The sequence below is a fragment of the Nocardiopsis sp. iso_25 genome (assembly GCF_056173305.1).
The window spans coordinates 4,912,272-4,932,596 of sequence record NZ_CM149667.1; the positions used below are offsets into that span (position 1 = coordinate 4,912,272).

Consider the following 20,325-nt stretch of genomic DNA (forward strand, 5'->3'; position numbering starts at 1 on the left):
AGGATACGGCTGGCCCCGGCTCACCCCGTGAAGGGGTTCAGGAGCCTCACTCCCCGGTCTGCGACGTCCTTGGTGTTACGGGTGACGAACGTCCACCCATGGTGCTTGGCGGTGGCCGCCATCAGACCGTCGACCACGGGAATCCGATCAGGAACGTTCATCGGAGCCCACTCGAGAACGACTCCCACGTCCACGGGAACGATCCTGTCGCCGTAGGCGCGGACGAGTAGGTGAAGCCAGTCGGACAACCGTTGCGCCTGGGCACGGTCGCCGCGGTGGTGCAGTGTGCGGACTCCCAGCCGGATCTCGCCCACCACGAGTGCACTGATGTACAGATCCGAGTCCTCGACCTCGTCCCACCACCTCAGAAACCCCGGGTCCGGCTCGCGTCGGCGCAACTCGGACAGGACGTTCGTGTCAAGGAGAAAGCTCAACGTTCGCCCCAGTCGATCTCGCGTCCGAGGTCCGGAACGCGGACCTCGTCGAGCACGTCCAGCGGAGGTACCGAGCCGAGAAGCTCCTTGAAACCTCCGGACTGCCCCTTCAGCCTGCGGTACTCCTCCATGTCCACCAGTACCGCGACCTCACGCCCGTGGCGCGTGATGATCTGGTCGCCCTCGCTCTCCACAGCACGAAGGACCTCGCTGGTGCGCTGCTTCAGTTCCTGTACCTGCCATCTCATGGCGATCACCTCCGGTCACAGTCTAGACTGTCTGGACAGAAAATGGAGAACGTTCGTCACCGTGGTGATGGGAAAGGCGCCGGGACACGCGACCGCCCCCCGGCGCGTGTGCCGGGGGGCGGTCGGGGTCGGGGGCGGCGCCGGGTGGGACGCGAGGTCCCGGCTCCGCCGGATCAGGCGGCCAGGTGGGCCATGTACGGCTCCCACTGGGGGTCGCCGTGGAGGTCACCGTTGATCAGGCGCCAGTGGGGCCCCTTGGGCACCTTGGGGGTCACGTGCAGCTCCCAGCCGAGTTCGTCCAGGAACTTGTCGGCCTTGCGGTGGTTGCACGGCTTGCACGCGGCGACCACGTTCTCCCACACGTGCGCGCCGCCGCGGCTGCGCGGGATGACGTGGTCGATGGTCTCGGCCTTCTTTCCGCAGTAGCCGCAGGTGTGCCTGTCGCGCCGCATGAGGGCGACCCTGGTGAGGGGCACTCTGCGGCTGTAGGGGACGCTGATGTAGCGTCGGAGCCGGATGACCGACGGCACGTCGTAGGAGCGTGTCGCCGAGTGCAGTATCGCGCCCGCGTCGTCCTGGTGGACGACCTCCGCCTTCTCCCTCAGGACGAGCAGGATCGCCCTGCGCAGAGGCAGTGTCGTCAGTGGTTCGAAGCTGGCGTTGAGCAGCAGCACGTGGCGGCGGGCGGTGCCTGTGCCACCCTCCCGGCTGCTTCGGGCGCTCATCGCGTCGCCCCAGCCGTCGTCTGTGACGGCCGTGTCTCCTCCCCGGCCAGCCGATCGGCCAGCCAGGAGACCTCCCTGTGCACCGATCCGAGGATCGATGGTTCCGTACGCCTTGCCACACGGACCTCCCGGTGGTCCCGCCGAGTTGCGTCCCGCATTCAGTTTGCGTGGTCGGACCGCTCCGGCGCCACCCCAATTTGCGCTGGGCCGCCCAGAAACCGCGTGTTCCCCCTTTTCCCGACTCCATTGTGCGCTGGCGGCGCTCCTTTTCACACTGGCGCCGCGCCGGGCACACCCGGGTGGATGGCGGTGGATAGGGTGCGAAGTATGCGTGAACTCCGCTACCCCCAGGCCGCACGGCTGGACATCATCGAGAACCTGCACGGCCACACGGTCGGTGACCCCTACCGGTGGTTGGAGGACGGCGATTCGGCGCAGACCAAGGAGTGGGCTGCCGCGGAGGACGCCCTGTACACCGAGGTCTCATCGCGGTTCACCACACGGGACTGGTTCGCCGACCGGGTGCGGTCCCTGCTGGGCGCCGGAAGCGTCGGTGCGCCCGTGTGGCGTGGCGACCGCCGCTTCTTCGTCCGTCGCGCCGCCGACCAGGAGCACGGCGTGCTCTACGTCCAGGACGGCGACGGCCCCGAGCGGGTGCTGGTGGACCCCGGAGCGCTCGACCCCCAGGGTCTGACCACGCTGGACGCCTGGAAACCCGACCACTCCGGCGCGCTCCTGGCCTACCAGCTCTCCGAGGGCGGCGACGAGGAGTCGGTGCTGCGCGTCGTGGACGTGGCCTCCGGCGACCTGGTGGACGGGCCCGTCGAGCGGGTCCGGTACAGCCCGATCGCCTGGCTGCCCGACTCCTCCGCCTACTACTACGTGCGCCGGCTCCCCCGGGACCAGGTGCCCGAGGGCGAGGAGAGCTACCACCGCCGCGTCTACCTGCACCGCCTGGGGACCCCCGCCGAACAGGACACCCTGGTCTTCGGTGAGGGCCGCGACAAGACCGAGTACTTCACCCCGGTCGTGAGCCGGGACGGGCGCTGGCTGGTGCTGCTCGCCAACCGCGGCACCTCGGCGGCCACCGACGCCTGGATCGCCGACCTGTCCGACGGGAACCTGGACGCGCCGCGTCTGGTCCCCTTCCAGGAGGGCGTGGACGCCTCCCTGTACCCGCACGTGGGCAGGGACGGGCGCCTGTACCTGTTCACCGACCGGGACGCCCCGCGCGGACGCCTGTGCGTGGCCGACCCCGCCGACCCCGGCTACGGGAACTGGACCACCCTGGTCCCGGAGGACCCCGAGGCGGTGCTGGAGGGGTACGCGGTCCTGGACGGCCCCGGGATGGAGCGGCACGAACTGCTGGTCCTGCGCAGCCGCCACGCCGTCAGCGAGATCACCCGGCACGACCTGGCCACCGGCGAGCCGCTGGGCGGGCTGGACATGCCCGGCCTGGGCACCGTGGCCGGGCTGGTCGAACGCCCCGAGGGCGGGCACGAGGCGTGGTTCGGCTACACCGACAACACCCACCCCTCGTCGGTGTACCGCTACGACGCGCTCTCGGGCGAGGTGTCGCCGTGGGCCGACGCCCCCGGTGACATCGACCTGCCCGACGTGCGGGTGGAGCAGGTCACCTACACCTCCCGCGACGGCACGGCCGTGCGCATGCTGGTGGTCTCGCCCCAGGCTCCCGCCGAAGGGCCGCGGCCGACCATCCTGTACGGCTACGGGGGCTTTCGCATCTCCCTCACGCCCGCCTACTCGGCGGTGGCGCTGGCCTGGGTGCGCGCGGGCGGCGTGTACGCCGTCGCCAACCTGCGCGGCGGTCTGGAGGAGGGCGAGGAGTGGCACCGGGCGGGGATGTTCGCGAACAAGCAGAACGTCTTCGACGACTGCGCGGCGGCGGCCGAGCACCTGGTCGCCACCGGGGTGACCGACCTCGGGCACCTGGCCGTCATGGGCGGCAGCAACGGCGGGCTGCTGGTGGGGGCCATGGTCACGCAGCGGCCGGACCTGTTCACCGCCGCGGTCTGCTCGGCCCCGCTGCTGGACATGGTCCGCTACGAGCGGTTCGGACTGGGCCAGCTGTGGAACGTGGAGTACGGCACCGCCGACGACCCCGAGCAGCTGGGGTGGCTGCTGGGCTACTCGCCCTACCACAACGTGCGCGAGGGCACCCGCTACCCGGCGACGCTGTTCACCGTGTTCGACAACGACACCCGCGTGGACCCGCTGCACGCGCGCAAGCTGTGCGCGATGATGCAGCACGCCACGGCGGCCGCGCCCGAGGAGCGGCCGATCCTGCTGCGCCGGGAGTCGGAGGTGGGCCACAGCTCGCGGTCGGTGAGCCGCAGCGTGGCGCTCAACTCCGAGCAGCTGGCCTTCCTCGCCCACCACCTGGGGCTCCGCGTGGGCTGAGACGCCCTCCCCGGTGTCCGCCCCGCGAGAGCAACAACACAGGGGCCGGGCACCGAGGGACGCCCGTTCCCCCGCCAGGCGTTGAGACAATCGGGAGGAACCGCTCCCCCGGGAGAACAGCGCGAGAGGATCCGGACGTGACACAGACCGAGAGCGGAGCCGCCGACACCCGGACGGCCGAGCCCCGCAGGCACGTGCACCTCGCGCAGGTCCGCTACGCCGACCTCGACCCGCAGCACCACGTCAACAACGTGCGGATGCTGACCTACCTGGAGGACGCCCGGGTGTCCTTCCTGCGCTACGGCGGCGCCGTCGAGGGCGACGAGGTCTTCGGCGCCATGGTGGTGGCCCGCCAGGAGGCGGACTACGTGGCCCCGCTGCTGCCCCGCTCCGAGCCGGTGCGCGTGGAGCTGTGGGTGACCGAGGTGCGCAACGCCAGCTTCACGCTGGCCTACGAGATCCGGGACGAGACCACGGTGTACCTGCGGGCCAGGACGGTGCTGGTCGGCTTCGACGTGCCCACGCAGCGCGCCCGGCGGCTCGACGAGGTCGAGCGCGCCTTCCTCGCCGACTACGCCTGAGCGCCGCGGGGACCGGGCGGCCCGGTCCCGGCGGCCGTGTCGCCCCGGGTCACTTGAGGGAGATGGTGACGGCCTCGCCGTCGTCCCCGTCGTCGCCCTTGGCCGACACCGAGACCCGGGTGGGGTTGGCGACCTCGGGGGCGGTGGTCTCCTCGGGCACGTTGACCATGCTGTGCGCGGCCATCACCATGTACTCCCAGAGCTGACGATCCAGGGCCTCGTGCAGCTCCAGGGAGTCCACCGCGGCACGCATGTGCGCGAGCCACAGGTCGCGCTCGGAGGTGCCGATGCGGAACGGCACGTGCCGCATGCGCAGCCGTGGGTGGCCCCGCTGCTCGTTGTAGGTGCGGGGGCCGCCCCAGTACTGGATGAGGAACAGGCGCAGGCGCTCCTCGGCTGGGCCGAGGTCCTCCTCGGGGTACATGGGCCGCAGCACGGGGTCGTCGGCCACCCCCTCGTAGAAGCGGCGGACCAGGCGGGTGAAGGTCTCCTCACCGCCCACGGCCTCGTAGAACGTCATCTGCACGGGCTTTTCGCCCGCGCTCTGCTGGGAATCGCGCGCGGAAGTCATCGCCACCAGGGTATGCGACCGCCCCGGCCCGGACGAGTCGTCCGGGCGGAGAGCACGGGGGCCCGCGGCCGGATCGGGGATCCGGCCGCGGGCCCTGGGAACCGCTCGGCGCGGGGCGCTCGGCCCCGGCCGGTCAGTCGCGGGTGAGCTTGCGGTGGGTGACCGCGTGTGGGCGCGCGGCGTCGGCGCCCAGGCGCTCCACCTTGTTCTTCTCGTAGGACTCGAAGTTGCCCTCGAACCAGTACCAGTTGGCGTCGCCCTCCCACGCCAGGATGTGCGTGGCGACACGGTCGAGGAACCAGCGGTCGTGGGAGGTGATCACGGCGCAGCCGGGGAAGTCCAGCAGCGCGTTCTCCAGCGAGCCGAGGGTCTCCACGTCCAGGTCGTTGGTGGGCTCGTCCAGGAGCAGGAGGTTGCCGCCCTGCTTGAGGGTGAGGGCCAGGTTCACGCGGTTGCGCTCACCGCCGGAGAGCACCCCGGACGGCTTCTGCTGGTCGGAGCCCTTGAAGCCGAACGCGGCGACGTAGGCGCGGCTGGGGATCTCGACCTTGCCGACCTCGATGAAGGTCTCGCCGTCGGAGATGGTCTCCCAGACGTTCTTGGTGTCGTCGATGCGGCCGCGGTACTGGTCGACGTAGGAGATCTCGACGGTCTCGCCGACGTTGATCCTGCCCTGGTCGGGGGTCTCCTCACCGACGATCATCTTGAACAGCGTCGTCTTGCCGACGCCGTTGGGGCCGATGACGCCGACGATGCCGTTGGGCGGCAGCGAGAAGCTCAGGTCCTCGATGAGCACGCGGTCGTCGAAGCCCTTGGTGAGGTTCTTGACCTCGACCACGGTGTTGCCCAGACGCGGGCCCGGCGGGATCTGGATCTCCTCGAAGTCCAGCTTGCGGGTCTTGTCGGCCTCGGCGGCCATCTCCTCGTAGCGCTGGAGGCGGGCCTTGCTCTTGGTCTGGCGGGCCTTGGCGTTGGAGCGGACCCACTCCAGCTCGTCCTTGAGCCGCTTGGCCTTCTTGGCGTCCTTTTGCCCCTCGACCTTCAGGCGGGCCTGCTTGGTCTCCAGGTAGACGCTGTAGTTGCCCTCGTAGGGGTAGAACTGGCCCCGGTCCAGCTCCAGGATCCACGTGGCGACGTGGTCCAGGAAGTACCTGTCGTGTGTGATCGCGATGATGGTGCCCGGATACTTGGCCAGGTGCTGCTCCAGCCAGTTCACGCTCTCGGCGTCCAGGTGGTTGGTGGGCTCGTCGAGCAGCAGCAGGTCGGGCTGCTCCAGGAGGAGCTTGCACAGGGCCACGCGGCGCTTCTCGCCACCGGAGAGCTGGGTGACGGAGGCGTCGCCGGGCGGGCAGCGCAGCGCGTCCATCGCCTGCTCCAGCTGGCTGTCCAGGTCCCAGGCGCCCCGGTGGTCGAGCTGCTCCTGGAGCTTGCCCATCTCCTCCAGCAGGTCGTCGGAGTAGTCCGTCGCCATCTGCTCGGCGATCTCGTTGAAGCGGGTCAGCATCGCCTTGGTCTCGGCGACGCCGTCCTCGACGTTCTCCAGGACGGTCTTGTCCGGGTCGAGGTGGGGTTCCTGCGCGAGCAGACCGACGGTGAAACCGGGCATGAGCCTCGCCTCGCCGTTGGACGGCTGCTCGATGCCGGCCATGATCTTCAGAAGCGTCGACTTACCCGCACCGTTGGGGCCCACGACGCCGATCTTGGCTCCGGGCAGGAACGACCCCGAAACGTTGTCCAGGACGACCTTGTCGCCGTGCGCCTTGCGCACGTTGTTCATGGTGTAGATGTACTCCGGCATGAGTCCAAGCCTAGGGTGTCGCGGCCAATGCCCCCGCCATGGTTCGGGCCCGCGGGAGCCGGTTCCGGGCGGCGGTCGCGGCCCGGACCCGCCCCGCGGAGGCCGCGCCCCTCACTCCCGCGGCCGCTTGCTCCTCGCCCGCAGCCAGCGGGGCGTGAACTCCCGCCAGCGCTCCACGGGCAGCCCCCAGGCCAGGGCCCGGCTCATCAGCACCGCCATGGAGTAGCCGGGGTCGGCGTCCAGGGCCACCTCCAGCGCCGCGGCGGCCAGGGGCTCGTCCCCGCGCTGCCAGGCCGCGACCGCCAGCAGGGAGGCGGGTGCCGCCCGCTGGTGCCGGGGCAGGTGGCGGGTGACCCGGGCCCACAGTTCCTGGTGGGCGGGGGCCGCCTCTGCGGTGATGCGCGCCCACGCCTCGTCGCGCACCCGGATCTCGCCGAGGTAGACCCCCAGCCAGGCCAGTTCCTCCTGGTCGGTGACGCCCCGGCCCTCCCGTTCGGCCCGCACCGCCGCGAGCACGGCGCTCAGGCCGCGGTCGGTGAGCGAGCCCCGCATCCCCTGCTCCAGGAGCCGCCGGGCGCGCGCCCGCACCTCTCCGGCGACCGCGTCCATCGCGGCGCGTTCGGGGCCGTGCACGGGCCGCAGCACCTCCCGCACCCGCTCGATCTCGGCCGTGACCTCCGAGAGCGGCTGGACCGGGACGATCCCGTGCAGGACCGCGCTGGCCGGGACGGTGGAGCTGTCCACGTTGACCACCGTCCCCTCCACCGGACAGCAGTCGGCCCTGGCACAGGTGTAGGACCAGTAGCGGCCGCCGGTGACCCGCAGGGCGTCGACGACGGCCAGGCCGCGGCTCCGGGCGGCGGACAGGATCCTGTCGACGTGGGGCGTGACCCGTTCGGGCGGCCCGTAGGCCACGACCACCAGGGAGGTGCAGCCCTCCGCGGCGGCCATGTCCACGGGGACGACCGCGCGCTCCAGCGGGTCGCCGGCGGCGGCCAGGCGGTCCAGGTCGCCGCAGAACGCCGAGTGCACGCCCTTGTCGCGCACGGCGAGGACCACGATCCCCGGATCGGGCGGCGTCCCCACCAGGTAGGGCAGGGTCGCGATGATGTCGGTCGGGTTGGTGAGGGTGAGGGCGGCGCCCGCCGCGGCGGCGGGGCCGGTCCGCCCCGGCCCGCCGGGGCTCCGGGGCGGGGGGACGGGAGCGCCGCCGCCCTGGGAGCGCCCGGGCGGGGTCGGACGGTCGGACTGGGCGGGACGGTCGGGGTCCGGTGCGGAGTCGAGGGGGCGCCTGGGGTCGGAGGGGCCGAGGGAGTGGTGCGGCTGGTCAGAGTGCATACCTTCACGGTGCGTGATCAGACGGTTCGGGCGCAACGTCCTTCTCGGCGTTGTGGACAACTCCGTCAGACCACGAAGCCGCAGGTCAGGGAAGTTCGGTGTGCTCGGTGGGGTCCGTGTGCTCCTTGTGACCGGAGATCTCCCCTCCCCGGGGCCCCGGGATCTTGCCGCCGCTCCCGGGGCGCCCGGCGGGCAGGCACACACGGTTGCGTCCGGTCTCCTTGGCCCGGTAGAGCGCGAGGTCGGCCGCGGTGAGCAGCTCCACCAGGTCGTTGCCGTGGTCGCCGATGACGGCCGCGCCGATCGAGATGGTGATGGACACCGGCACGTCGTCCACCGCGATCTCCATGCGCCCCACCTGCGAGCGCAGGCGCTCGGCGGCCCGCCAGGCCTCGGCGGTGTCGGAGCCCGGCAGCAGTACCACGAACTCCTCTCCGCCGAACCGGCCGAGCAGGTCGGACTGGCGCAGCTGCTGGGCGATGGTGGTGGCGACGCCCAGCAGCACCTGGTCTCCGAACAGGTGCCCGTGGTTGTCGTTGACCCTCTTGAAGTGGTCGATGTCGATGATCAGCACCGCCGCCCTGCCCCGCGCGGAGCGGGCCCTGGCGATCTCCACCGACGCCTCCTGCTCCCAGGTGGGGGCGTTGAGCAGGCCGGTCTTGGGATCGGTCCGCGCGGCCATCTGGAGTTGCTGGTACATCAGGCTGCGCTGGAGGAGCAGCACCGGGGGGACCGCGATGAACAGCAGGAACAGCGACAGGTGGGCGAGGATGGCGACGGTGACGCCGACACATAACTCGACGGCGTCCACGATGAGGGCCTCGCGGTCCCACATGGGCCGCAGGGTGTGCCCGGGGCCGCTGCTGATCCGCGCGGCAACCGCGACGAGCAGGTTGTTGAGGACGGTGAAACCCGTGCAGCACAGCACGGCGACGAGCACGCCGGGGCCCGTGGTCAGGTACTCGTGCGCGCCGGGGGTGCCGCCGAGCCCGTCGACGAGGCCGCCGCCCCAGATCGAGTGCCAGGTCACCGAGGCCAGGAACCCGGACAGGGCGATGGAGGCGGCGTTGAACACCCGCCGGTGGAGCAGCGCCCGGCGCGTGCGGTACTGGAGCATCAGGAAGACGGGCACCGGCAGGATCAGCGCGTACAGCGGCGGCAGCAGGAGGACCGCCGGGAACCACCAGGCCCCCAGGAAGTCCCGGTTGATCCCGGCCGGCGTGCCGAGGCGGCGGCCCGCCTCCACGCAGAGCACGGCGCCCGCCAGCAGCGCGACCAGGGTGACCGCGTCCATCACCGCGGGGGCGGTCAGCGCCACCGCGCCTCCGAACAGGAACAGCGTCGCGGACACGAGCAGCGCCATGTAGACGACCAGCCCGCGGGGCTGCTGGAGGATCGGCCAGCGCGGACGTTCGTCCTCGGGACGCCCGGCCGGCGCGATCGGCTTCTCAGAGATGCTCACCGTTGCGCCTCCCTCCTCACATCGCTCTCCACCGTCCGACTCCTACACCCGCCTCTGATGGGTCCACCGCCTCCCACGGTTCTCCCTTCGACGGGGTTGTTTCGCCGCGCGTTCCCTTACGGTGCCAGTCGGTTACGACAACGGGGCGTCGGGGCCCGACGACGGTGCGGCTCGCCAGTCCCGCGACACGCTCCACTTTACATTACGTTGGGTAATAACTTAATTGCTGATTGTGTGATCGCCGTGGGTAACGGGCTTGCGGCCGGGGCACCCGGTTTTCACGGGGTTGGGCTCAGCGGTGATCTAGGGCATCCTGCCGTAGGGACCCTCCACGGTAGCCACTGTGTGGCACGGCGTGTCGACCGCCTGACACCCCGAACACCCGGGCTCCCACGGCACTCACTACAAGGAGCACACATGTACAACGGCACTGTCTGGGTCTAGAACCCGTTACAGCTGAGTGAAGATCACCGGGGACGGGCGGCGCGGTGCCGCCCGTCCCCGGCCTCGGAAACGCGGTGGGGCTCCGGCCCGGGCGTCAGCGCCCGTCCGGCCCCGGGGTCAGTCCGCCGTACTGGCCACCTCGTAGGCCGCCCGGAACGCCCGGTACCTTGCCAGTTCGGCCTCCAGCGGCTCCACCACGCGCAGTCCGGTGATCTCCCGGACCCGGGCGGAGGCCGTGCGCTCCACGTCCTCGCGGCGCTGGACCGCGGCCACCTCGACCAGGTTGCCGCAGCCCACACCGGTCAGCCACCCCACCAGCAGGGCCGCGACCACCAGGACGCCGGAGTAGGCGGCGAACACCGGGTCGTCGAACACCGCCAGGCCGGTGATGCCGCCGCCCAGCCAGCTCGACAGGGTCACCACGGCCCAGGCCAGACCCAGGCCCGCGACCGCGAGCAGCGCGTACTGGGCCGCGCGGGCGACCTTCCACCACGACGGGCTCCGGTCGGGATCGCCGACCGCTCCGGCCACGGCCTGCCCCAGTTCGGCGGGCAGCTCGGGAACGGCGCCGCGGGCCACGGCGCGCATGCGGCGGCGCCACAGCGGGGGCATGCCCTCCGAGACGCTGTCGGCGGCCTCGCCCAGCGCGGTCTCCAGTTCGGCCTCGTGCGCGTCCACCGGGCCGCCCACACCGCTCCCGCTGTCACGGCGCAGGAAGTCCAACTGGACCGCGGCGAGCGGGTCCTTGCCCAGCCGCAGCGAGCGGCGGGCCACCGGCCAGCCGACCTGGCGTCTGCCGCGCCGGACGTCGTTGGTCTCGGTGACGTCGGCGACCGCCGCCACACCGGCCGCGTTGGCCAGCCCCTCCTGGACGCGGGCGCGCACCTGGTCCGGGACCGCCTCGGGCACCGCGCCCTCGCCGTGGAACTCGCCGAAGGGCTCGACCACCTGGTCCAGGTCGGCGGCCAGCCGGTCCACCAGCGCGCGCCGCTCGCCCACCGTCTCGGCGAGGAACTCGTGCAGGTCGCGGATGCCCTGGCCGGTGAGAGTGGACGTGGTGATCACGCGCGGGTGCACCCCCGACTCCGTCTCCAGCAGGCGGCGCAGGTCGGTGAGCAGTTCCTCCAGCTCGTCGGGCTCGACCTTGTCGACCTGGTTGAGGACGGCGACGGTGACCGCGCCGTGCCCGGCCATCTGGGCCAGGTAGCGGTGGTGCACCGCGGCGTCGGCGTACTTCTGGGGGTCGAGCACCCACACCAGCAGGTCGACCGAGCCGATGAGGCGGTCGGCCTCGGCGGTGTGCATGCTGCGGACCGAGTCGTGGTCGGGCAGGTCGAGCAGGACCAGGCCGGTCAGCTCGGAGCTGCCCGTGTCCAGGACGCTGGTGCGCGAGTGGCGGTAGCGGGTCGGGACGCCCAGCCAGCCCAGGAGGGCGTCGGCCCCCTCGTGGCCCCACACGCAGGCGTGCGCCTTGGAGGTAGTGGGCCTGGTGACGCCGGTCTGCGACAGCTGGAGCCCGCACAGGGCGTTGAACAGCGAGGACTTGCCGCTGCCGGTGCCGCCCGCCAGGGCGACCACGGTGTGGTCGCCCGACAGCCGCAGCCGTGCCCCGGCGTGGTCGAGCAGTTGGGTGGACCGGGCGACGAGTTCCTGCGGCAGGTCGTCGCGGCCCAGCTCGGTGAGGGTGGACAGCGCGTCCAGGCGCTCGATCAGCTCGGCCCGGGTGGTGGAGCGGGCGGAGTGCCAGGTGTCGTGGGTGGTGGGACGGTACTCCTCGTCCTCCTCCGCGTCGGCGGCGGTGTCGGCGCCCACGGCGCGGAAGGCCCCGGAGACCGCGGAGGGGCCGGGGACGCGGCGGGGCAGCGGTTCGGGCCCCTCCGCGGCGTCGGGTCCGGCCGGCGCGGGCTCCTCGGAGGCCTCGTGCCCGCCCTGGTCCGGGGAGGCCTCCCGGGCGCGGTGCGGCGCCCGGTCCTCGTCCCGGTCCCCCGGCTGCTGGCCCACGACCGGGAAGGCGCCGGTGGCGCGCCCGGCGATCCGGGTGTCGTCGGCCGCCTCGGCGAGGCTGCCGACCCATCCGGCGAGCCCGTCGGGGTCCTCGTGGCGGTCCTCGTCGGGGCGGCGGTCCCCCTCGCGCTCCGGGTCCGCGAGGGACCGCGCGTGGCGTCCAGAGCGCCGCTGCGCGGCGGGGGGCGGTGCCGGGTCCTCCGGCTCCGCGTCCGCGCCGCGGGGGGCGCCCTGGCCGCTCTGGACGCCCCGGTGCGGGGCTCCGGCGCCCGAGGGGTCGGGGTATGCCGCGATGCCGTCGTAGGCGGGGTCCTCGGAGCCCGCCTCGGACACGGCGTGGTCGGGGTGCTCGGGGACCGGCACGGTGTACCCGCGCCAGGGCCCGGACGCCGCGTCGCCACCGGGGCGCCCGTCGTCACCGGCGCCGGGCGCGCTCCGTCCGTTCTCGCGGTCCTCGCCCTCGGCGCGACCGTGCGCACCGGGCTCCCCGTACGCCTGCGCGGGGTTCCATTGAGTCGTCATCGTGCAATCTCAAGGTTGTACGTGGCCTGGTAGAGCTGGACGGCGGTGTCCTCGGACGGGATGGCGGCAGACGCCAGGGCGCTGTCGAAGGGCACGCGCTCGCTGTCGAGCAGTCCCTGGACGCGCTGGCGCAGGTCGTCCCGTGCCGCTGCGCCGATGCTGCGCAGTGACTGGGCGCCGAACAGCCCCTTGAGCAGGCGCTGCGGGGAAGGGCCGGAGGCCTCGGCCGCGTGGGCGCCGCCTCCGGAGCGGGACCGCTCGTAACCGAGCAGGTCGATGATCAGGACCAGGGCGACGACGTCGTGGTCGAAGGTGACGAACCGCGCCACGGAGCGCTTGGTGGCGCCGCTGGCGGTGGTCATCTCGACGACGCCGCGCTGCCACTCGGCGATCTCCTGGCGGATCTGCTGTGAGAGCAGGCCGGTGCCGGGCTGGTTGAGGGCCTTGGTGGCGAGGTCGCCGCCGCCGGGGACCTCGCGCCACCTGCGCTCGACCTCGTCGGAGGCGCGTTCACAGGAGGAGACCACCAGGGCCTCCAGGCCGTCGCGGACGGCGCGTTCCAGGGCGCCGACCCGCTGGCCGCGCTCGGCCTGTTCGGCGCGGCCGCCCCTGCGCGTGCGCCTGCCGCGCGGGCGCAGGCTCCTGGTGAGCTCTCCCCCGGCCGCGACCTCCTGCCAGCGGGCGAGCAGCGATCCGCGCAGCAGGGAGCCGTCGGCCAGGCTGGCGTCGACGCGGTCACGGGCGGCGGCGTAGGAGTCGTCGACGGCGGCGGTGAGGGTGCGCCCGGTCTCGATCTGCGTCTCCACCTGGCGGGCCAGTTCGGGCACCCGCGTCCGGAAGCTGTCGATGACGCCGATGAAGGTGCGCCGTGAGACGCGGTCGCGTTGCTCGGCCTCGCCCGCGACCTCCGCCAGGTAGTCGCGGATGTGGTCGGCGACGTTGGAGGTGAAGCGCTCGCCCCGGATCTGGTCGGTCTCGGGGATGGCGAACCGGGCGGCCGCGCCCAGCCCGTTGGCCTCCAGCATCGCGCCGAAGTGGTCCAGGAGCTGGCGCCTGCCCCTGCGCGGCACCCGGGAGAGCACGACGGCCAGGGAGGTGTCGCGGTCGCGGGCGACCTGGAGGAACTCCCACACGCGCGCGTCGGCGTAGCGGCTGCTGGTGGTGACGAACACCCACAGGTCGGCGGCGTCGAGGAACTTGGCCGCGAACTCGTGGTGCGCGGCGACGGCGGAGTCGACGTCGGGGGTGTCGAGCAGGGCCACGCCCGGGGGCATGGCCTCGGTGGCGGCGAGCACGAGCATGCCGTCCTTGCCCGGCATGGCCAGGCCCTGCTGGCGCACGCGCGGCAGGGAGGGGATGAAGGAGGCCTCGCTGAACCAGTCGACGTCGGCGGGGTTGCAGGCCAGGACGGGGCTGTTGGTGGTGGGGCGGCGCACGCCCGTGGTGGTGACCTGTTCGCCGACCAGGCTGTTGACCAGGGTGGACTTGCCCGCTCCGGTGGATCCGGCGACCGCGATCAGCAGCGGGATGTCGGGGCGGCGGACCCGGGGCAGGACGTAGTCGGAGAGCTGGGCGAGCACGTCCGCCTGGAGTGCGCGGCCCTCCTCGTCACTGGGCAGGCCCTCGGCGAACTCCAGGTCCCGGATGTGCTTGCGCAGTGCTTCCAGGACCTGTTCGAAGTGGTTCTCTTCGGGTTGGGGGGCGCGGTGCTTGGCCGGTCCGGCGGCGAGCGGCACGGTGGGCCCCCGTCGGGCGCCGACGGCCGCGCTGTCGGCCTCGCGCGCGGGTGCGGAGCCCTGGGCGGGCTGTTCGGAGGTGGCGGCCGGTCCGGTTCCGAACCGGTCCGGAGCGCCGGGACCGTTGGTCCCCGGTGCGGCCGACGGCCGGGTCATGATCGGTGTGCCCTCCTCATCGGTGCTGACGGTCCCCGCCGCGGAGCGACGTACGCCGCGGGCGGAGGTCTCACTGGAGATCGCGCCCGGTCGCCAGTCGACGGGTCTCGAACTGGTTTCCTGTGTGCAGTATGTCAAGATCCCGCGCTGTTTTGACCACTTCTCCGATGATCAGTACCGCGGGGGGCCGCACTCCGGCCGATCGGGCCGCGGCGGCGATGGTGGCCAGCGTACCCGTGACGGTCCGCTGACCCGGCAGCGTGGCCTCCTGTACCACCGCCGCGGGGGTGTCGGCGGATCTGCCGTGGGAGACGAGGGCCTCGGCGATCGCCTCGATCCGCTCCACCCCCATGAGGACGACGACGGTACCGCCCGCGCGGGCCAGTCCGGCCCAGTCGACCGTGGAGCGCTCGTCGCCGGGGGGAACGTGCGCGGAGACGATGTGCAGGTCCTGGGCCACGCCGCGGTGGGTGGCGGGGATGCCCGCGCTGGCCGGGGCGGCGAGCGCGCTGGTCACACCGGGCACGGCGATGACGGGGATCCCCGCTGCGGCGCAGGCGGCGGCCTCCTCGCCGCCGCGGCCGAAGAGGAAGGAGTCGCCGCCCTTGAGGCGCACCACGAACTTCCCGCGTCCGGCGCGGTCGACCAGGGTCGCGTTGATGTCCTCCTGCGTCATGGAGCGGCCGTAGGGGATCTTGGCGGCGTCGACGATCTCGACGTCGGCGGGCAGGCGGTCCAGGAGGGAGGTGGGGGCGAGCCGGTCGACCACCACCACGTCGGCCTGGGAGAGGAGCTGCTGTCCCCGCACCGTGATCAGGCCGGGGTCGCCGGGGCCGCCTCCCACGAGGGCGACGCCGCGCAGGCGCTCGCGTCCGCGGCGGGCGTCGAGGGTGCCGTCGGCGAGGCCGTCGACGACGGCGTCGCGCAGTCCGGCCGAGCGGCGGGGGTCCCCGGAGGCGACGACGCCCACGGTGACCCCGGCCGCGCTGCCGCTGGCGGGGGTCCAGGCGGAGGAGGCGTGGCGGTCGTCGGCGCGCACGCACCACACGCGGGCGTTCTCGGCCTCCTCGGCGACGGCGGCGTTGACCGCGGGGTCGTCGGTGGCGGCGTGCACGAGCCAGTGGGCGGGGGCGTCCGGACCCGCGACGTCGCCGGGGGCGTAGGGGCGCCGGTGCCAGGTGAGGCGTCCGGCCGAGGCGAGGTCCTCCAGGGCCGCCGAGGCCTCGGGGGAGACCAGGGTGACGCGGGCGCCCGCGTCGATGAGCACGGGGACGCGCCGCTGGGCGACCCTGCCCCCTCCGACGACGAGGACGTCGCGTCCCCGCATGCGCAAACCAAGGAGATAGGTCATGTGTCGCGCCCCTTCGGTCGTCCGTGCCGGTCCCCGGCGACGACGGCGGGGTGCTGGCGGAGGAGGACCGCCAGCCGCCGGCGATAGTTCGGCGATTGCTCCAAAAGTACCTTGTCAAAGAGGTATTACGCGGGTGTAAACGGGTGCCGCACCGGGGGTGTGAGCCCGCCCGCACCGGGGGTCGGTGCGAGCGGGGACGGTGGGCCGCTCCAGGTCAGGAGGCCGTGGAGACGCCCGCGTCGTCGAAGGTGGCGACGTCGCGCAGGACGCGCGCCGCGCTCTGGAGCAGCGGCAGCGCCAGCAGCGCTCCGGAGCCCTCGCCCAGGCGCATCTCCAGGTCGACCAGGGGGCGCAGGCCCAGGTGCTCCAGGGCCAGGCTGTGCCCGGGCTCGCTGGAGCGGTGCCCGGCGAAGCAGGCGCTGAGGGCGTCCGGGGAGATCGCGGCGGCGGCCAGGGCGGCCGATCCGGCGATGACCCCGTCCAGCAGCACCGGAACGCGCAGGGCGGCGCCGCCGAGCACGAACCCCGCCAGGGCGGCGTGCTCCAGGCCGCCCAGGGCGGCCAGGGTGCCGATGGGGTCGGCCGGGTCGACGGGGTTCGCGGCCAGGGCGCGGCGCACCACGTCGACCTTGTGGGCGTAGACGGCGTCGTCCACGCCGGTGCCCCTCCCGGTGGCGTGTGCGGGGTCGGCTCCGGTGAAGGCGCACACCAGGGCGGCGGCCGGGGTGGTGTTGGCGATGCCCATGTCGCCGGTGATCAGGCAGCGGTTGCCCGCGGAGACCAGGTCGCGGGCGACCTCGATGCCGCATTCCAGGGCCTGGAGGGCCTGCTCGCGGGTGAGCGCGGGCCCCTGGGTGAGATCGGCGGTGCCGTGCGCGACCTTGCGGGCCAGCAGGCCGGGGGCGCCGGGCAGGTCCGCGGCCACGCCGACGTCCACGACGGTGACCTCGGCACCGACCTGGGCGGCGAAGGCGTTGACGACGGCGCCGCCCTCCAGGAAGTTGTGCACCATCTGGGCAGTGACCTCCTGGGGCCAGTGGGTCACCCCCTGGGCGTGCACGCCGTGGTCGCCCGCGAACACGGCGACGGCGGCCGGGTCGGGGATCGGCGGCGGGCACTGTCCGAAGATCCCGGCCAGCTGGACCGAGACCTCCTCCAGGAAGCCGAGGGAGCCGAGCGGCTTGGTCATCCGGTCCTGACGGTCCCTGGCCTCCTCCATCGCGCGTGTGTCCAGGGCTCCGACGGCGGTGATGGTCTCCTCCAGCAGGCTCGTGGGGCTCTGGCCGGGCAGACCGCGGCGGCCGTAGCGGTCGTGGTGCACCGCCCAGGACAGGGGACGCTCCCCGGCCCAGCCGGAGAGGGTGAGCTCGGACTCGGCGGGGAACTCCTCCACGTAGCCGACGCACAGGTAGGCGGCCAGGTCCAGGTGGGCGGGGAGTTCGAGGGCGCGGGCGACGTCGCGCTCGTCGACGAAGGTGAGCCAGCCGACGCCCAGGCCCTCGGCGCGCGCGGCGATCCAGAGGTTCTCCACGGCGAGCGCCGCGGCGTGGTCGGCGCTCAGGGGGCGGGCGTGGCGGCCCCGGGCGTGGTGTCCTCCCCGTGCGGGGTCGACGGTGACGGCGATGTTCAGGGGCGCGTCGAGGACCGCCTCGGCCTTGAGCCCGGCGAAGGCGCGGGCGCGGACGCCCGGCGGCGCGTGGGCGTGGTCCTCGCGCTCGGCCGCGGCGAGGTCGCCCACACGGGCGCGCAGGCCGGGGTCCTGGATGACCAGGAAGTCCCATGGCTGGGAGTCGCCGACGCTGGGTGCCTGGTGGGCGGCCTCCAGGACGCGGGTGAGCACGTCGTGGGGCACGGGGTCGGGCCGAAAGCCCGTCCGGACGTCGCGGCGTTCGCGGATGGCCCGGTAGACGGCGGCGCGCTCGGCCTCGCCGTAGGCGTGGACGGAGCCGTCGCCGGCCCGCTCGGGGGCCGGGGCGGCGGGCGCGGCCACCGGCTCGGGAGCGAGCTGGACGGGAGGCCCGGTGGGCCTCGGCAGGGGCGCGGCTGGTTCGTGTGCGTGCATGCTCTGCTCCGGCTCGGTGGTCGCGGAGGGCTGGTCCGCGCGTCCGTGTTCTGTGGTCGGTGCTCCGGCCCCGCCGGACCCCGCCTCCTCCTGGTCGGCGGTGGTCCCGGTCGGGCGGACGGTCCGTGCGGGGTGCGCGGCCTGGTGTGCGGGTACCGCCGGTCCGATGGGAGCGGCCGGTCCGGGGGGCGCCCCGGTGTTCGGGGGCGCGGCGGGGTGCGCGGACGCCTGGGGGCGCGCGGACTCCTCGGTGGGCACGGGTTCGGCAGGGCGCGGGGGCACCGGCGGGTACGCGGGGGCGGCCGGGTGGGCGGACGCCGCGGGACGGGCGGGTACGCCCGGGCGGCCGGGCGTGGTCGGGCGGGCGGGTGCGGCGGTCCGCGCGGTGGTCGTGCCGTGCGCGGGTGCGGCCGGAGGCGCGGGCGCCTTTCCCAGCGGGCGCGCCGCCTTGGCGAGCACCGCCGACCTCGCGAGTTCCGCCGCGTCCGCGAGCGCCGTCGAGAGCTCCGGTTCGGCGGGGGGCCGCGGCTCGACGGGGGTCTCCTGCCCGGCCGGACCACCGGGTTCGGCCGGAGGTTCTGCCTCGGCGGAGGGCGCGGTCCGCTCGTGGCTCTCGGGGACCGGTCTCGGCCCGGATCCCGGGTCGGCCGCCTCGGTCGCGGTGGCGTGCTCGCCGGCGCGCGGGGGGATGACGTCGGGCCGGTGCGGCGATCCGGTCGGCGGCGCGTCCGCCGCGGGGGCGTCCGCCGAGCGCTCGGCCTCCGGGCGCGGGGCCGGGGGGATGTCCAGGGGAAGCGCGCCGTAGGGCGAGACCGGCGCGGAGGGGACCCGTGGCGCGGGGTCGGCCGGTGCGGGGGGCCGGGGCCGCTGCCGGAACGGGTTGGCCGGGCCCGAGGAACCGCGCGGGGGCCGGGCCCGGGCGCCGCGCCCGCTCTCGGGGAGCCCGTCGAACAGGCCGCCGAGGCGGGAACCGGCTCCCGAGGAGGACCCGCCGCCCTTCCAGCGGGGCGGCTCGGCTCCGCCGTCCTCGCCGCGCCGGGCGTCCTCGCGGTCGTCTCTGGTCATGATCGCTCCACGCAAGAGGTGTTGTGGCGGGCCCGTCTCCGCCTCGTCCGGCACAGACCGGTAAGCGTAGTCCGCCGCTTCCGCGCCGCCCGCACGGGTACCGCGGACTCGGGGCGGCCGGTACCGGTCCGGCCGCCGAAGGTCCCGAGTCATCACCAACTGTGCCAGAGACCGCGCGGGCGCGCGCTGGCTCCGCGAACAGGCCAGGCGCGAGAAACCCGGCCGGGGTCGGGAACCCCGCGGGCCCGGGTCGGTTCCGGGGGGCGGCCCCGGCCGCGGAGCCGCCTCACCGGGCGAGCAGTTCCCCCAGCGCCTGCGTCAGGACCCGGTGGACCGCGGGCTCACGGACAGCCACCCGGAACCACTCCGGTCCGAGGCCGGGAAAGGTGTCGCCGCGCCGCACGGCGACCCCCCGTTCCCGCAGGCGGGCCCGCAAGCGGTCCGCCTCCGGGTCCGCGACCAGCAGGAACGAGGCCCGCGCTCCCGGGACCACCCGCAGGCCCAGGTTCCGCAGGCCCTCGGCGAGGTCGTCGCGGTGCGCGGCCAGGGACGCCGCCCAGGCGTCGGCCTCGGCGAGGGCCTGCGGCCTGCAGCACGCCTCCACCGCGACCAGGGCGGGCGTGGACACCGACCACAGGGGCTGGGCCGCGGCGAGTTCGGCCACCAGACCGGGTTCGGCGAGCAGGTACCCGGCGCGCAGCCCGGCGAGGGACCAGGTCTTGGTGAGGCTGCGCACCACCACCAGGCCCGGCAGGTCTCCGCGCGAGGCCAGCGACTCCGGTTCGCCGGGAACGCAGTCGGCGAAGGCCTCGTCCACGACCAGCACGCGCCCGGGTCGGGCCAGCCCGGCCAGGACGGGCCCGGGGTGGAGCACGGAGGTCGGGTTGGTCGGGTTGCCCACCACGACCAGGTCGGCGTCCTCGGGGACCAGTCCGGGGTCGAGCGTGAAGTCCGGTTCCAGCAGCACCCGGTCCACGGCGTGCCCGGCGGCGCGCAGGGCGGCCTCGGGCTCGGTGAACTGGGGGTGCACGACGACCGCCCGCCGGGGGTTCAGGACCCGCGCCAGGAGGACGAAGGCCTCGGCCGCCCCGGCGGTGAGCAGGACCTCGCCCGTCCCCCGTCCGTGGCGCCGGGCGACCGCCTCCCGCGCCCGGGAGGGGTCGGGGTAGGCGCCCAGGCCGGTCAGCGAGTCGGCGAGGAGCCGCCCCAGCCAGGCGGGCGGTGTCCGGCCCCGCACGTTGACAGCCAGGTCGAGCAGTCCGCCGCCGACCTCGGCGTCACCGTGGTGGCGCAGGTCGTGTCCCGCGTCCATGTACTCCCCCACCCCGTGTGTTCCTTTCTTCACAGGAAAAACATCGCACCATACGCCATCACCAGCCCTTCCGGTGAACGGGGGGCGCCTTGGCC

The 20,325-nt window shown here is 73.8% G+C and carries 14 protein-coding genes; 2 read left to right on the forward strand and 12 right to left on the reverse strand.

Annotated elements, in window-relative coordinates; translation table 11 throughout:
* Window positions 1–20: 20 nt before the first annotated feature.
* The 3 genes from AC0VX6_RS21155 to AC0VX6_RS21165 all read right to left on the reverse strand — a co-directional run bounded on the left by AC0VX6_RS21155 (window position 21) and on the right by AC0VX6_RS21165 (window position 1,356).
* Window positions 21–434, reverse strand: coding sequence for a PIN domain-containing protein (locus AC0VX6_RS21155; RefSeq protein WP_475465739.1), 414 nt, complete (start codon window positions 432–434; stop codon window positions 21–23).
* Window positions 431–682, reverse strand: a complete 252-nt coding sequence (locus AC0VX6_RS21160; RefSeq protein WP_475465741.1) for a type II toxin-antitoxin system Phd/YefM family antitoxin — start codon at window positions 680–682, stop codon at window positions 431–433. Before AC0VX6_RS21160 ends, AC0VX6_RS21155 begins: the two co-directional genes overlap by 4 nt.
* 173 nt (window positions 683–855) lie before the next feature.
* Window positions 856–1,356 (reverse strand): HNH endonuclease, encoded by a 501-nt coding sequence (locus tag AC0VX6_RS21165; protein ID WP_019611059.1) that lies wholly within the window; start codon window positions 1,354–1,356, stop codon window positions 856–858.
* A gap of 378 nt (window positions 1,357–1,734) precedes the next feature.
* Between AC0VX6_RS21165 and AC0VX6_RS21170 the strand changes: the two genes are divergently transcribed.
* On the forward strand, window positions 1,735–3,828 hold the full coding sequence (locus tag AC0VX6_RS21170) for a prolyl oligopeptidase family serine peptidase (RefSeq protein ID WP_274974321.1): 2,094 nt from the start codon (window positions 1,735–1,737) through the stop codon (window positions 3,826–3,828).
* A gap of 137 nt (window positions 3,829–3,965) precedes the next feature.
* Window positions 3,966–4,409 carry an acyl-CoA thioesterase gene (locus tag AC0VX6_RS21175; protein ID WP_274974322.1) on the forward strand — a complete coding sequence of 148 codons (444 nt, stop codon included), beginning with the start codon at window positions 3,966–3,968 and terminating at the stop codon, window positions 4,407–4,409.
* 49 nt (window positions 4,410–4,458) lie between these two features.
* On the opposite strand, the gene AC0VX6_RS21180 is transcribed toward AC0VX6_RS21175, so the two are convergent.
* From AC0VX6_RS21180 to cobC, 9 genes are all read right to left on the reverse strand, one after another.
* Entirely contained in the window at window positions 4,459–4,980 is a 522-nt protein-coding gene (locus tag AC0VX6_RS21180) for a globin (protein ID WP_475465743.1), read from the reverse strand.
* Window positions 4,981–5,113: 133 nt separating this feature from the next.
* Window positions 5,114–6,778: an energy-dependent translational throttle protein EttA gene (gene ettA / locus AC0VX6_RS21185; RefSeq protein ID WP_274974324.1), complete on the reverse strand. Its 1,665-nt coding sequence runs from the start codon at window positions 6,776–6,778 to the stop codon at window positions 5,114–5,116.
* 111 nt (window positions 6,779–6,889) lie between these two features.
* Window positions 6,890–8,116: a DUF4192 domain-containing protein gene (locus tag AC0VX6_RS21190; protein WP_475465746.1), complete on the reverse strand. Its 1,227-nt coding sequence runs from the start codon at window positions 8,114–8,116 to the stop codon at window positions 6,890–6,892.
* Window positions 8,117–8,201: 85 nt separating this feature from the next.
* Entirely contained in the window at window positions 8,202–9,578 is a 1,377-nt protein-coding gene (locus tag AC0VX6_RS21195; protein WP_274974326.1) for a GGDEF domain-containing protein, read from the reverse strand.
* A gap of 561 nt (window positions 9,579–10,139) precedes the next feature.
* Window positions 10,140–12,548 carry a GTPase gene (locus tag AC0VX6_RS21200; protein WP_475465748.1) on the reverse strand — a complete coding sequence of 803 codons (2,409 nt, stop codon included), beginning with the start codon at window positions 12,546–12,548 and terminating at the stop codon, window positions 10,140–10,142.
* Complete coding sequence (locus tag AC0VX6_RS21205; RefSeq protein ID WP_475465750.1) at window positions 12,545–14,440, reverse strand: dynamin family protein; 1,896 nt, start codon at window positions 14,438–14,440, stop codon at window positions 12,545–12,547. Before AC0VX6_RS21205 ends, AC0VX6_RS21200 begins: the two co-directional genes overlap by 4 nt.
* A 70-nt stretch (window positions 14,441–14,510) precedes the next feature.
* A complete protein-coding gene (gene cobA / locus AC0VX6_RS21210; RefSeq protein WP_475465752.1) occupies window positions 14,511–15,791 on the reverse strand; it encodes a uroporphyrinogen-III C-methyltransferase in 1,281 nt (426 codons plus the stop codon).
* A gap of 214 nt (window positions 15,792–16,005) precedes the next feature.
* Window positions 16,006–18,918, reverse strand: a complete 2,913-nt coding sequence (gene cobT / locus AC0VX6_RS21215) for a nicotinate-nucleotide--dimethylbenzimidazole phosphoribosyltransferase (RefSeq protein WP_475465754.1) — start codon at window positions 18,916–18,918, stop codon at window positions 16,006–16,008.
* A 286-nt stretch (window positions 18,919–19,204) separates the two neighbouring features.
* A complete protein-coding gene (cobC, locus tag AC0VX6_RS21220) occupies window positions 19,205–20,230 on the reverse strand; it encodes an Rv2231c family pyridoxal phosphate-dependent protein CobC (RefSeq protein ID WP_475465756.1) in 1,026 nt (341 codons plus the stop codon).
* Between the last annotated feature and the right edge of the window lie 95 nt (window positions 20,231–20,325).

Bases quoted from the DNA above. Each gene is read 5' to 3' on its own strand.
- AC0VX6_RS21160 (WP_475465741.1), bottom strand. From the start codon at position 682: ATGAGATGGCAGGTACAGGAACTGAAGCAGCGCACCAGCGAGGTCCTT.
- AC0VX6_RS21170 (WP_274974321.1), top strand. From the start codon at position 1,735: ATGCGTGAACTCCGCTACCCCCAGGCCGCACGGCTGGACATCATCGAG.
- AC0VX6_RS21180 (WP_475465743.1), bottom strand. From the start codon at position 4,980: ATGACTTCCGCGCGCGATTCCCAGCAGAGCGCGGGCGAAAAGCCCGTG.
- ettA (WP_274974324.1), bottom strand. From the start codon at position 6,778: ATGCCGGAGTACATCTACACCATGAACAACGTGCGCAAGGCGCACGGC.
- AC0VX6_RS21190 (WP_475465746.1), bottom strand. From the start codon at position 8,116: ATGCACTCTGACCAGCCGCACCACTCCCTCGGCCCCTCCGACCCCAGG.
- AC0VX6_RS21200 (WP_475465748.1), bottom strand. From the start codon at position 12,548: ATGACGACTCAATGGAACCCCGCGCAGGCGTACGGGGAGCCCGGTGCG.
- AC0VX6_RS21205 (WP_475465750.1), bottom strand. From the start codon at position 14,440: ATGACCCGGCCGTCGGCCGCACCGGGGACCAACGGTCCCGGCGCTCCG.
- cobA (WP_475465752.1), bottom strand. From the start codon at position 15,791: ATGACCTATCTCCTTGGTTTGCGCATGCGGGGACGCGACGTCCTCGTC.
- cobT (WP_475465754.1), bottom strand. From the start codon at position 18,918: ATGACCAGAGACGACCGCGAGGACGCCCGGCGCGGCGAGGACGGCGGA.
- cobC (WP_475465756.1), bottom strand. From the start codon at position 20,230: ATGGACGCGGGACACGACCTGCGCCACCACGGTGACGCCGAGGTCGGC.